Annotated in this window: 10 protein-coding genes and 1 pseudogene; 3 read left to right on the plus strand and 8 right to left on the minus strand. The window is 64.3% G+C overall.

Annotated features, from left to right (window positions below; all coding sequences use genetic code 11):
- Positions 1-17: 17 nt before the first annotated feature.
- The 7 genes and pseudogenes from FJW10_RS11210 to FJW10_RS11240 form a co-directional block, all read right to left on the minus strand.
- Positions 18-1,248: pseudogene (locus FJW10_RS11210) on the minus strand (FAD-dependent oxidoreductase).
- Positions 1,249-1,263: 15 nt separating this feature from the next.
- Entirely contained in the window at positions 1,264-2,199 is a 936-nt protein-coding gene (locus FJW10_RS11215) for a 3-hydroxyacyl-CoA dehydrogenase NAD-binding domain-containing protein (RefSeq protein WP_140900135.1), read from the minus strand.
- Positions 2,200-2,928, minus strand: a complete 729-nt coding sequence (locus tag FJW10_RS11220; RefSeq protein WP_246674209.1) for an SDR family oxidoreductase — start codon at positions 2,926-2,928, stop codon at positions 2,200-2,202.
- A gap of 54 nt (positions 2,929-2,982) precedes the next feature.
- Positions 2,983-3,912 carry a 3-keto-5-aminohexanoate cleavage protein gene (locus FJW10_RS11225; protein WP_140900137.1) on the minus strand — a complete coding sequence of 310 codons (930 nt, stop codon included), beginning with the start codon at positions 3,910-3,912 and terminating at the stop codon, positions 2,983-2,985.
- Between the two features lie 2 nt (positions 3,913-3,914).
- The gene (locus tag FJW10_RS11230; RefSeq protein WP_246674210.1) at positions 3,915-4,715 is read right to left on the minus strand and encodes an SDR family oxidoreductase; all 801 of its coding nucleotides are present in this window, start codon (positions 4,713-4,715) and stop codon (positions 3,915-3,917) included.
- Between the two features lie 50 nt (positions 4,716-4,765).
- Positions 4,766-5,905 carry a ring-hydroxylating oxygenase subunit alpha gene (locus tag FJW10_RS11235; protein WP_140900138.1) on the minus strand — a complete coding sequence of 380 codons (1,140 nt, stop codon included), beginning with the start codon at positions 5,903-5,905 and terminating at the stop codon, positions 4,766-4,768.
- A 93-nt stretch (positions 5,906-5,998) separates the two neighbouring features.
- The gene (locus tag FJW10_RS11240; RefSeq protein ID WP_246674211.1) at positions 5,999-7,042 is read right to left on the minus strand and encodes a GlxA family transcriptional regulator; all 1,044 of its coding nucleotides are present in this window, start codon (positions 7,040-7,042) and stop codon (positions 5,999-6,001) included.
- A gap of 130 nt (positions 7,043-7,172) precedes the next feature.
- Here FJW10_RS11240 and FJW10_RS11245 point away from each other — a divergent pair, with 130 nt between their 5' ends.
- The 3 genes from FJW10_RS11245 to FJW10_RS11255 all read left to right on the plus strand — a co-directional run bounded on the left by FJW10_RS11245 (position 7,173) and on the right by FJW10_RS11255 (position 11,341).
- The gene (locus FJW10_RS11245) at positions 7,173-8,093 is read left to right on the plus strand and encodes an ABC transporter substrate-binding protein (RefSeq protein WP_246674212.1); all 921 of its coding nucleotides are present in this window, start codon (positions 7,173-7,175) and stop codon (positions 8,091-8,093) included.
- A gap of 93 nt (positions 8,094-8,186) precedes the next feature.
- A complete protein-coding gene (locus FJW10_RS11250) occupies positions 8,187-9,248 on the plus strand; it encodes a betaine/proline/choline family ABC transporter ATP-binding protein (protein ID WP_140900140.1) in 1,062 nt (353 codons plus the stop codon).
- On the plus strand, positions 9,245-11,341 hold the full coding sequence (locus tag FJW10_RS11255) for an ABC transporter permease subunit (RefSeq protein ID WP_140900141.1): 2,097 nt from the start codon (positions 9,245-9,247) through the stop codon (positions 11,339-11,341). Before FJW10_RS11250 ends, FJW10_RS11255 begins: the two co-directional genes overlap by 4 nt.
- On the opposite strand, the gene FJW10_RS11260 is transcribed toward FJW10_RS11255, so the two are convergent.
- Positions 11,342-12,625 carry an O-antigen ligase gene (locus FJW10_RS11260; protein WP_140900142.1) on the minus strand — a complete coding sequence of 428 codons (1,284 nt, stop codon included), beginning with the start codon at positions 12,623-12,625 and terminating at the stop codon, positions 11,342-11,344.
- Positions 12,626-12,648: the final 23 nt, after the last annotated feature.

The following is a 12,648-nucleotide window of genomic DNA, read 5'->3' on the forward strand; positions in this document are numbered from 1 at the left end:
AGGGCTGTGACCGGCTGTCAGCCAAGCAGCGACTTGAGCTCGGAGCCGGCGTCGCCGACCTTTGCCCGGTCCGGCGATTTTCCTTGGGCAATCAGGCGTTTGCCTACCATATAGGCGCCCGGTTGGTTGATCGCGTCTACCGCCAGCAATTCGTCGCGCCGGTAATACCATACCGAAAGCGAGGTTTCGGACGCCTGTCGGGTTACAGTACAATCGTGATCGCCGCCCAGGCCCGCGATCTGCAGCTTGCAGTCGAACTGATCCGACCAGAACCATGGCTCCGCCTGATACTCATGCGGCTGGCTCATGATCGTCTTCGCCACCGCCTCGCCCTGCTCGACGGCGTTGCCGACGCTTTCGAGACGAATGCGCCGGCCTTTCCAGGGGAACGACGCGCAGTCGCCGGCCGCAAGGATCGTCGGATCCGCCGTTCGGCATTGGGCGTTTACCGCAATGCCGTTCTCGATATCGAGAGCCGCGAGCTCGGCGAGTTCCACATTCGGTTGGACGCCGACGCCGACGATCACGAAATCGGCCGGCAAGCTTCGGCCGTCGGCCAGGACGGCATGGGTCACTCGACCCGCGCCTCCAGCCAGGCGCCAATCCAACACCTTCTAGGATATCGACGCCGTGGCCTTGGTGGAGGTCACGGAAAAACGATGCGGTGTGGGCTGACGCGACACGTTGCAGGATCCGCGGGGCGCTCTCGATCAGCGTCACTTTCAGCCCCAATTTCGCCGACACGGCAGCGGCCTCGAGTCCGATGTAGCCGCCGCCGACGATGACGACACGCCGGCCCGACGCGAACTCCAGCGCCAGCTTCTGGATATCGGCGATCGACCTCAGACGATAGACGCCGCCAAGGTCGCCGCCCTGTTTCGGCGGCAGGAGTCGGGGCCGCGACCCGGTGGCAAGGACAAGGTGGCCATAGGGCAGGACCGTCCCGTCGCTCAGCCTGGCTTCGCGCCGATCCCTGTCGATTGCCTTGACCTCCGTCCCCAGCCGAAGCTCGATGGCTTTCTGGTCGTAGAAAGCCAGAGGCCTGAGATGCAGGCGCTCCTCCGTGAGGTCGCCAAGGAGATAGCGCTTCGAAAGCGGCGGGCGCTGGTAGGGCGGGTGCGACTCCGCCCCGACCAGGGTGATCCGCCCGCCATGCCCAAGGTCGCGCAATTTGGCGGCGACGGAAAAGCCTGCCTGCCCGGCACCGACGATCACGACCGGGCCGTTTTCTACCGAAGCGTTCTGCATGACTGGCTCGCTGCCCTAGCGGGCCCGCAGCGGCGTGATCGCCTTCAGCGTCGCGGTGATCAAGGCGTCGCGCTGCCTCGCTAGATCCAATACCGGTTTGCCCTGCGTTTCCTCCGTCACGCCCTCTACCAGCGTCGCCGAGGTCTTCGGGTCGAGATGGAGGACGCCGAGGTCGTCCCACCAGCGATTGAAGCTGCTGGTGTAGCGTTCGCAGAATGCGGCCAGGCCGCCTTCGCCGGCGCCAAGGTGGAAGAGCATGGTCGGCCCCATCGCGGCCCAGCGCAGCCCCGGCCCGGCCCACATCGCCTTGTCGACATCCTCCACGCTGGCGACGCCGGTCTTCACGAGATGGATCGCCTCGCGCCACACCGCCGCCTGCAACCGGTTGGCGACGTGACCCGGCACCTCGCGGTTGACGCGGATGGTGACCTTGCCGAGGCCGGCGTAGAAGCGTTCGGCCGCCTCCACCACGCCATCAGCCGTGCGCCCGTTTCCCATGATTTCGACCAGCGGGATGAGGTGAGGCGGATTGAAGGGATGGCCGAGCGCGAAGCGGGCCGGGTTCTTCCATCCCGCCTGCATCTCGCTGAGCGTCAGGCCCGACGCCGACGAGGCAACGACCGCATCCGAAGCCAGTGCAGGCTCGATCGCGGCAAACAGCTCGTGCTTGATGTTGAGCCGCTCCGGCACGCTTTCCTGGACGAATTGCGCGCCGTCGACGGCCGCGGCAGCCGCCTTATGGAAGCTGACGCGGTCGGGATTGCCATTCTCGGTGAGGCCGAGGTCTTTCAGCACCGGCCATGCCTGCTCGACATAGCTGCGGACCTGGGCTTCGGCCGTATCGGCAACGTCGAACACCGCAACGCTGCGGCCGGAGGCGAGGAACAACGCAGTCCAGCTTGCGCCGATAACGCCCGCGCCGAGCACCGCCGTGTGATTGACGGTGGTCATCTAGAACAATCCTGGTTGCAGGGGAGAGGCGGCGGTCAGTCCGCCATCGAGAACGAAACACTGGCCCGTCGCGAAAGTCGCCTGATCCGAGACCAGCCAGGCGACGGCGTTGGCGATGTCGGCCGGCGTGCCAAGCCTGCCGGCAGGGTGCCGGGCGATGGCATCGGCTTTTGCGCGGACCGGGTCACGGGCAAGGTCGAAGCCGTCCGACGCCATCCCCGTCGTGATCCATCCCGGGCAGATCGCGTTGCATCGCACCTTCGGACCATGGTCGACCGCGATCGAGCGCGTCAAGCCATGCACGAAAGCTTTCGACGCGTTATAGATCGCCATTCTCGGATCGGCGGCGTTGCCGGAGGTCGAGCCGATGTTGACGATGCTGCCGCTATGCTCCGCCATGAAGGGCAGCACCGCGCGGCACATGTTGAACACTCCTCGGCAGTTCGCTCCGACGACGAGATCCCAATCCTCATTGGTGGTCTCGACGACAGTTTTCGTGATCTGTATGCCTGCATTGTTGACGAGGATCGTCGGCGCGCCGAAAACGTCGCGGGCGGCCTTCACGATGGTTTCGGCGTCGGCGGAAATGCCGACATCGGCCTGGACCCAGGCGACCTCGGCGGCGAGATCGTCCGGCCGCTTGCCGCGACCGCAGGTCAGGACGCGGGTGCCATCGGCGACCAGCCTGTCGACAATCGCGCGACCGATCCCGCGGCCGCCGCCGGTCACGATCGCCGTTTTTCCCAGCAGATTTTGTCCTTGGGAGGCCAATTCTTCCCTCACTCAAAACGCGACATTGTCCGTGCCCTTGAGGCCGAGACGCGTGCGCACCTCGTCCGGGGTGGCGATGGTGCGGCCGAGATTTTCGACGATCGCGCGGATCTTCCTCACCTGCTCGGCGCTCGAAATCGCCTTCTGTCCCGGGCCGATATAGAGGCTGTCCTCCATGCCGACGCGCAGGTTCCCGCCGAGCAATGCCGCCTGGGTGGTGAACGGGATCTGATGTCTGCCGGCCGCAAGCACCGACCACTCATAGTCTTCGCCGAACAGTTTTTCGGCGATGGTGTGCATGTGCACCAGATTGTCGAGATCGGCGCCGACCCCGCCAAGGATGCCGAACACCATCTGGACGAAGAAAGGCGGCTTGGCCCAACCCTGGTCGACCACCCAGGCGAGGTTGTAGAGATGCCCGAGGTCGTAGCATTCGAACTCGAAGCGCGTTCCATGCGCGTCGCCGAGCTCGCGCAGCGAATATTCGATGTCGCCGAATGTGTTGCGGAAGATGAAGTCCCGGGTCATCGCAAGGAATTCCGGTTCCCAGTCATGCTTCCAGTTCGAATATTTGTCGAGCATCGGGAAGATGCCGAAATTCATCGAGCCCATGTTCATCGACGCCATTTCTGGGCTGACCGTGCTCGCCGCGCGAAGCCGTTCCTCCCGCGTCATGCCGAGACCGCCGCCGGTGGTGATGTTCAGGACCGCGTTGCAGGATTGCTTGATGCGCGGCAGGAAATCCTGGAACAGGTCCGGCCGCGGATCCGGCTTGCCCGTCTCGGGATTGCGGGCATGCAGATGGATGATCGCGGCGCCCGCTTCAGCGGCGTCGATGCTGGCCTTGGCGATCTCGGTCGGCGTGATCGGCAGATGCTCCGACATGGTCGGCGTATGGATGCCGCCGGTCGGCGCGCAAGTGATGATGACGGGTTTGCTCATGGTCAAAGTCTCATTTGCTGAACCTGGGCCGACAGGCCGCCGTCGAGGATCCAGAGCTGGCCGCTGGCGTAGCGTGCTTCGTCGCTCGCCAGCCAGTTGACCAGGTTGGCGACGTCGGCCGGCGTGCCGTAATTGCGGATCGGGTGCACGTTGCGCACTGCGTCGCGGAGCGTATCGATCGTGCCGCCGCCGGCTCCCGATCCTGCACCGGCAAAGAAGGCCTGCAGCATCGGCGTATCGACGTAGCCGGGGCAGACCGCGTTGACCCGGATGCCCTCAGGCCCATGGTCGCAGGCCATGGCGCGCGTCAGCGCGTGCACCGCGCCCTTGCTGGCGCAATAGGCCGCCAGGCCCGGATCGGCGATGAAGCCGTCATAGCTGCCGAAATTGATGATCGAGGCGGTGGTGCCGCCGGCGGTTGCCTTGCGCATCAGGGGCAGGGCGTATTTGCAGGTGAGGAACATGCCGGTGACATTGACCGCGAAACAGCGGTTCCATTCCTCGAGCGTGGTGTGCTCGATCGTCTTCTCGATCTCGATCCCGGCCGCGTTGACCAGCACGTCGAGCCTGCCTGCGGCCGCCTCGACCTTGGCCATGGCGGTCTTCACCTGGTCTTCCGAGGTCACGTCCAATTGCACGAATGTTGCCGATCCATCCGGCGAGGCGCCCATGCTGCCCGTATCGCTCAGGTCCCCTGCGAAGACCGTGGCTCCCTCCGCGAGGAACCTGTCGCAGATCGCGCGGCCGATCCCGCCGCGCCCGCCGGTGACCAGCGTCACCTTGTCCTTGAGTTTTCCGCTCACGGGGACCCCTTTTGAAACGCAGGCGCCAGCCAATGCATCATTTGATTCAATCACGCGGCGCAGCGCCCATAGGCATCGAGGACCAGGCCATGAAAATGATGCACGGCGTGTTCCGATTGCCCGGAGCCGCCGGGGTCGTTGACGATGCGCCCTTGCGTGAAGGCCGGCGTACTCATGCCCTTCTGGACGCTCTCGACGATGTCGATGTCCTCGACCTGCAGCACCTCGTCGAGATATTTGATCGACTGCAATTCAGACTCGTCCGGTTCCTTGCTTTCAAGGAAGAAGTCGTAGGTCTCGAAGGTCCGGTCCGGCCCCGCCGGGATGATGTTGAGAACGATCATCGAGGACCGGCCAGGGTAGCGCATCAGGCAGGTGTTCGGCCATAGCCACCACACCGCATGCGTCCGCACGGTCGCGTTGGAAACGTCATAGGCGGAGTTGGCGGATTTGCCCGCGTCGGCCATGTGGCTGGAATAGATGCCGTGCGTCGTCACCTTGTAGGTGCTCATGTCGACCAGCGTGCAGAAATCCTTGTGCGCCGTCGGGCAATGATAGCACTCGAGAAAATTGTCGACGACGTTCTTCCAGTTCGACTTGATGTCGTAGGTCAGCCGGTGCGCGAAGGTCAGCCGATCGATGTCTGGCGCCCAATGCTTGATCTCGGTTGCAAGGTCGCCCGTCTGGGAAGCGAGCGACCGGACCGAGGGGTCGAGGTTGACATAGACGAAGCCGCAAAACTCCTCGACTTGGACCCGGTCGAGACAGATGTCCTTGGTCTGGAAGTCTTCCAGCGTTTCGGTGTGCGGCGCGCGCACCAACTGGCCATCGAGACGGTAGGTCCAGGCATGGTAGGGGCACATGATCTTGTTGGAATTGCCCTCGCCTGAAAGCAGAGCATGGGCGCGGTGTTTGCACACATTGTAGAAGGCGCGCAGAACGCCGTCGCGATCGCGGACGACGGCGACCGGACGCCCCGCGATCTCGACCGCGATATAGTCGCCGGGATTGCGGACTTTTTCGACATGGCAGACCCACTGCCAGGTCCTCGCAATGATTGCCGCAAGATCGACCTGATACCAGCGCGGGTCGGTATAGGCGTCGCTCTTCAGCGAAAGGGACCGTGAGGGATTCGGCGAGTATCCCTCCTTGATGGCGGCGAACTCGTCTTTCGAAGGAAGCAGCGTCATCGGAGCACCTCTCTTTCGTGCGCCCGTCACAGGACACGATGCCGAATCTTGCTGCGGCAAACGCGAAGTATCTATGCGCAGTTCGCCGCTGGTTTATCGTTTTCCGCCAACGGCCTCGGCCTCGTCATCCGGCGATTTCCGATGCATCGGCCAGGCCCTGAATTCGAAAGGTATGCGGCCCTCGACCCGATCCGATCGCGGCGAAAGGCCGAAGCGTTCGCGATAGGCCCGGCTGAAATGGACCTGGCTCGAAAAGCCTGAGGCAATCGCTATCTCCGACATGAGCATATCGGTCTGGGTCACCAGTCCGCGCGCGCGGTCCAGCCTTATATCGCGATAATAGAGCGCCGGCGGCTTGCCGACATATTGCTTGAACAGCCGGTCGAGTTGCCGCTGCGAGATATCCACCTTGCGGCAAAGCTCGGGAATGGTCAGCGTCTGCTCAAGATGCTGCTCCATGATCGATATGACTTGGCGGACCGTCTTCGGTGCCGTTCGGCCAAGCGGTTCCGCATTGCCCGGATTCTGCGATGTTCCCGCCGGTCTCAAGGTAGGATGAAAAATGTAGCGCGCCGCCGCGTTGGCCAAAGCATCGCTGGCGCTTGCCCGGATCAGATGCAAGGCGACATCAGCCGAGGCGATCCCGCCGCTGCAGGTGAAGCGTTTGCCGTCATGGACGAAGATGTCTTCCGACACGTCGATGTCGGAATGCAATTCCTTCAGCGCATCGATATGCTCGTAATGCACGGTGGCGCGGCGTCCGTCGAGCAGCCCGGCATCGGCGAGGATGAACGCCCCTGTGTCGAGCCCGCCGACGATGGAGCCGTTGCGTGCCCATTTTCTCAGTAGCGCCTGCAGATGCGGGGTGCTGGCCGTCTCCGGCGTCCAACTCGCCGAAACCAGCACGATTTCGAAATTCTGCTCTTCGACGGAAGCAAGCTTCTCCGTCTGGACCATCATCCCGTTGCTGGCCAGGCATGACCCTCCATGGACGGAGGCGATCACCCAGCGAAAGCGGGTCAGGCCCTCCAGATAGTTCGTCGCCCGGAACGGATCGATGAAGGCCGTCGTCGCCGCCAGATTGAAGTTCGGCGTGACCACGATGAGGATACGGATCGGTTGGGCGCTCGCAGCCACGTGTCCAAAGATCGAAAATTGACGTCCAGATTTGTTAAGTCGCCGGTCGGCTTTGTGCAACACTTCCATCGCGGCAAACAGCGGTACCAACCAAAAAACAAAGGGGAACATCATGCTGAGGAAGCCGATCTTGCATGCCACGACAATTGCGCTTGCCGCCTTTCTGGCCGCCAGCGCGCCTGTCGCCGCCGCCGAACTCGGCGCCAAGGACGAGCCGATCAAGCTCGCGATGCTGGAATGGACGGGCGCGCATGTCTCCACCCACATCGCCGGCCAGCTTCTGCAGAAGCTCGGCTATCACGTCGAATACGTCACCGCTGGCAACTTCCCGCAATTTTCGGGTCTCGCCGACGGCTCGCTCAGCGCCTCGGTCGAGATCTGGCTCAACAATGTCGGCGACATCTATCCGAAGGTGCTGGCGGCCAAGCAGATCGAGGACATCGGCAAGCTCGACCTGAAGACGCAGGAAGGCTGGATCTATCCGAAATTCATGGAGAAGGTCTGTCCCGGCCTGCCGGATTGGAATGCGCTGAACAAGCCCGAATGCGTGCAGGCGCTGGCGACGCCCGAGACGGCGCCCAATGGCCGCTTCCTCGACTACCCGTCCGACTGGGGCTCGCGCGCGGCGACCATCCTTGCCGACAACAGCATGCCTTACACCGCCGTGCCGTCGGGCTCCGAAGGCGCGCTGGTCGCCGAGCTCGAAGCCGCCGAAGCGGCCAAGACGCCGCTGATCATGATGTTTTGGGGTCCGCATTACGCGTTGGCCGAGAACGATGTGGGTTGGGTGACGATGCCGCCCTGCAAGGACCAGACCAACGAGCACTGCATCACGCCGCCCGACGTCGACAAGATCGTCTGGTCGGGCTTCGGCGCCAAATGGCCCGCGGCCTATACCTTCCTGAAGGCCTTCAAGATGGATGCGACCGAGCAGCAGAAATTGATGCTGGCCATCGACAAGCAGGGCAAGGACCTCGACGCCGTCGTCAAGGAATGGATCGACAAGAACGAGGCGGTGTGGAAACCTTGGCTGGATGGCGCCAAGGGATAATTCGCCGATATGCCTGACAAGGGCTGAGGGCAACAACGACCCGGCTTCCGCACTGCGTGGAGCCGGGCGAACAATCGGCATGGGTTGATGGGAATGGACACTGCCGCGCGTCCGGTAAAGCTTGCCTGTCGAAATGTCTGGAAGGTCTATGGCCGGCGCCCGGGCTACTATTTCGACTCGCGCGGCTATGTCATTGATCCCGACGCGCTGGCCGAGCGGCTGCGTGCGGAGGCGCATCTGCCGGCCGTGGTCGATGCCAGCTTCGAGGTCGCGACCGGCGAGATCTTCGTCATCATGGGCCTGTCCGGCTCCGGCAAGTCGACCCTGGTGCGCTGCCTGTCGCGCCTGGTCGAGCCGAGCGCCGGCGAGATCCTGCTCGACGGCAGGAACCTGCTCGCCGCCAGCGGCAAGCAACTCATCGAGCTGCGCCGACACGCCATGGGCATGGTGTTCCAGAATTTCGGCCTGCTGCCGCATCTGAGCGTGTTGGGCAATGTCGCCTTCCCGCTTAAGATCCAGGGCAAGTCGGCGAAGGAACGGGAGACGCGCGCCCGCGAGATGATCGCGCTGGTCGGGCTCGAAGGCCGCGAGGCGTCCTTCCCGCATCAGCTCTCCGGCGGCCAGCAGCAGCGTGTCGGCATCGCCCGCTCGCTCGCCGTGGGCCCCGAGCTCTGGTTCCTCGACGAGCCGTTCTCGGCGCTCGATCCGCTGATCCGCAAGCAGATGCAGGACGAGTTTCTGCGGCTGCAGCGCATGCTGAAGAAGACCATCATCTTCATCACCCACGACATCGCCGAGGCCTTCCGCCTGGCCGACCGGCTGGCGATCATGCGGGCAGGCAAGATCGTGCAGATCGGCCGACCGGCCGACATCGTGCTCAATCCGGCCGACGATTATGTCGCGCAGTTCACCGAGGACATGCCGCTGCTGCGCGTCATCACGGCCGGCGACATCGCCACATCAGCCAATGGCGCCGCGCTGCCCGAACGGAGCATCGCCGCCGACACCAGCCTCGAGGCGCTTATCCCGCAGCTCGCCTCCGGCGTGGCGGCCTTCGCGGTGCCCGGCGCCGGCGACGGCCCGCCGGCGGTGCTCAGCGCCGGCGCGGTGCTTGCCGTGCTGGAGCGCGAGCAGGCAAGACGCACGCGCTCATGACGGCGCCGGCCGCGATAGCACCACCCCTGCAAAGGATCGCCATCGCGCCGGCCCTTGTCCCCTGGTGCGGCCTGGCCGTGCTGACGGTGCTCTGCCTGCTTCTCAAAACCGAGCTTCCCTGGCTGGTCAGTTTCCCCAAGGAATGGACGCTGCCGCTGGCCACTTATATCAACGCCGTGACCGACATTGTCGTCGCCGTCATCCAGCCCGGGTTCCGGGCGCTCTCCGCCTTGCTCGACGCGCCGATGCGCGGCGCGCGGCTGGCGCTCGCCTGGTTGCCCTGGCCAGCGGTGATGCTGGCTGTCGTCGCCCTTGCTCTGAAGTCGAGCGGCGAGCGGCTGGCGATCTTCGCGCTCGCCACGCTCGCCTATATCCTGCTTGCCGGCTACTGGCCGCAGAGCATGAACACGCTGGCGCTGGTGCTGCTGGCGGTACCGATCTCGACGGTGCTCGGCTTCCTGCTTGGCGTTCTCGGCTACGCTCGCCCGCGCTGGCGTCCGGCCCTGCTTGGCGCGCTCGACCTGATGCAGACGGTGCCGGCTTTCGCCTATCTCATCCCGCTCTTGCTTCTGTTCGGCTTCGGCCCGGTGGTGGGCCTGATCGCCTCGGCGATCTACGCGACGCCGCCGATGGTCCGCAATACCATGCTCGGCCTCGATCGCGTGCCGGCGGCGATCAGCGAGGCCGGCCTGATGAGCGGCTGCACGCGCCGCCAGCAATTCTGGCAGGTCGAGGTGCCGACGGCGCTGCCGCAGCTTCTCGTCGGCTTCAACCAGACGACGATGGCGGCGCTGTCGATGGTCATCGTCGCCGCCATCATCGGCGGCTTCGAGGATATCGGCTGGGAAGTCCTGTCCTCCATGCGCAAGGCCGAGTTCGGCCAAAGCATCCTCTCCGGCCTGGTGATCGCGCTGCTCGCCATCCTCATCGACCGCCTCACCATCGGCTTCGCCAAGGCGCCGGAGACCGGGCCGACGCGGGCCATGCGCTGGATGACGCCGCGCCGGCTGGCTCTGTTGCTGGCGGTCGCGCTGGCTCTGGCCGTGGTCATCCGGCTCGCCGAGCCCAATGCGACGCTTCTGCCGGAAACCGGGCTGCGCATGCAGATGGGCGCCGTCAACCAGTGGCTGCTGGGACTCGTGCGCGACTATGCCTGGTTCTTCAACGACGTGCGCAATGCCGTGCTCTATTGCCTGCTCTTGCCTATGCGCGTCGGCATTTCGGGCGCGGCGACGCCTGCACTGTGGGGCTTCACCCTGCCACCCCCGGTGCTGGCCGTCTATGTGGTTTTGGTGGCGGCCTTGGCTGGATTGGCCCTGCACCGTTTCGGCTGGCGGGCAGCGGTCGCCGTGGTCGCCGCCGGCCTTGTTCTCTACACCGGCTTTCTCGATCTGCCCTGGCCCGCCTTCATCCTTGCCGTCGCCTTGCTTGCCGGTCAGGTGGCGGGCTATCGCCTCGGTTTTTTCGCGCTGGCCGGCTTCGGGCTGATCCTGGTCAACGGCCTGTGGCCGCAGTTGGTGCAGTCGCTCTATCTCTGCACGCTGGCGGTCCTGCTTTGCCTTCTGGTCGGTGGCGCCCTCGGCACATGGGCGGCGCACAGCGACCGCGTCTCGCGCATCCTGAAGCCGATCTGCGACGCGCTGCAGACCATGCCGCAATTCGTCTTCCTCATCCCGGCGCTGATGTTCTTCAAGGTCGGCGAGTTCACAGCGCTGATCGCCATCATGCTCTACGCCATCGTGCCGCCGATCCGCTATGTCGAGCATGGATTGCGGCATGTTCGCGCCGATGTCGTCGAGGCGGTTGAGCAGATGGGCGCGACGCCGATGCAGACCTTGCTGCAGGCCAAGCTGCCGCTCGCTCTGCCGGTCGTCATGCTCGGCCTCAACCAGACCATCATGGCGGCGCTCTCGATGTTGGCCATCGCTGCCCTCGTCGGCACGCGCGATCTTGGCCAGGCGGTCTATGTCGCGCTCGGCAAGGCCGATGCCGGCATGGGCCTCATCGCCGGCCTGTCGATCGCTTTCCTGGCGATCCTGGCCGACCGGCTCATCCAGGCCGCTGTCGCACGCTCCGCGGCTGCATCACGCTGATCAGACCGGGGCCGGCATACGGCCGCTGGCAGGCCTTTCGTCCTCGGCGGGAACGGCCGCCCTGCGGCGTCGAAAAGCCGGCAATGGGCTCAGCGTGAACAGGCCGTAATAGACGATGAACGACGCCATGAAGTAGGGGCCGAGCATCTCGACCTCGAAGAAGGAGCGGATCAGCATCAGCCCGATCGCGCCGGCAAGCACCACCGAATCGGCGCTCCAGTCGCCGAACACCACTTTCGAGACATGGCCGTAGAAAGAACGCAGGATGACCAGCGCCAGCAAGGTGACGCCGATGAAGCCGATCTCGACCAGCGTCTCGACATAGGTGTTGTGGAAGTGGAAGCCGGAGCGGGTCGAGATGTAGAATTCCGCCCACAGCCGTTCCGGATCGGCAAATCCCTGCACCCAGTAGGCGGCATAGCCATAGCCGAGCAGCGGATGCTGCTGCGCCGCCTCCCAGCCTTGCTCCCACAGATAGGTGCGGCCGGTGAGCGTCGAATCCTTGCCGAAGATGCCGAGCACGACATCCAGCAGGCCGAGGTTGAGCGCCGCCGCGACGCCCGTCACCAGCGCGCCGGCGCCGACGATGAACAGCACGCGGCGATAGCGCAGCGAGAGTACCTTGGTCATGCTGAGCAGCGCCACGATGCCGATCACCGCCGGCAGCGAGGCCACCGACGTTGCCGAATGGGCGATGGCCAGCATGTAGACCGACAACAGCATGATCGGCGCGGTCCAGACGAAGCCCAGCCAGTTGCGCCGGTAGAAGGCCAGGAACGCAAGGCAGAAGAAGATGCCGAGCGACGAGAAGAAGCCGATCTGGTTCTTGGAGCCGAAGGCGCCGACGAAATTGACCGTGCCGTCGATCGTGTCGAGCGCGTAAGCGCCGACTTTCAGGGAATAGAGCAGAACGAAGAAGATGCCGATCAGTGAGCCCACAACCAGCGTGCGCACGTTGATGGTGCGCGCCGCGACATAGGCGCAGACGATGTGCGAGGAATATTGCACCGCCGCGCGCGCGCTGATGCCCGCTGCCTGGGACCAGAACACCGAGAAGCAGACATAGGCCGCAAGCAGAATGGGCAGCCAGGCGCTGGAGAGCTTCCAGGTGAAGCGCCGGTAATCGACGAAGAGCAACGGCAGCCAGACGGCGTAGTAGGCAAGGATCAGGATCTGGCCGAAATTGGGTGAATAGGCGAAGGCGAGCATGGAAACCGCGACCGCGAAGGTGCCGTAGGTCTCGTTGCGGTTGGGATCGATCAGAATGGATTTTGGAATCTTCATACCGGATTTTGTTCGTTGAGCTT

Origin of the sequence: Mesorhizobium sp. B4-1-1, assembly GCF_006439375.1 — a bacterium.
Taxonomy (GTDB): Bacteria; Pseudomonadota; Alphaproteobacteria; order Rhizobiales; family Rhizobiaceae; genus Mesorhizobium.

Excerpts from the sequence above, each read along its gene's own strand:
- FJW10_RS11260 (WP_140900142.1), bottom strand. The coding sequence starts at position 12,625 with ATGAAGATTCCAAAATCCATTCTGATCGATCCCAACCGCAACGAGACC.
- FJW10_RS11255 (WP_140900141.1), top strand. The coding sequence starts at position 9,245 with ATGACGGCGCCGGCCGCGATAGCACCACCCCTGCAAAGGATCGCCATC.
- FJW10_RS11250 (WP_140900140.1), top strand. The coding sequence starts at position 8,187 with ATGGACACTGCCGCGCGTCCGGTAAAGCTTGCCTGTCGAAATGTCTGG.
- FJW10_RS11225 (WP_140900137.1), bottom strand. The coding sequence starts at position 3,912 with ATGAGCAAACCCGTCATCATCACTTGCGCGCCGACCGGCGGCATCCAT.
- FJW10_RS11235 (WP_140900138.1), bottom strand. The coding sequence starts at position 5,905 with ATGACGCTGCTTCCTTCGAAAGACGAGTTCGCCGCCATCAAGGAGGGA.
- FJW10_RS11215 (WP_140900135.1), bottom strand. The coding sequence starts at position 2,199 with ATGACCACCGTCAATCACACGGCGGTGCTCGGCGCGGGCGTTATCGGC.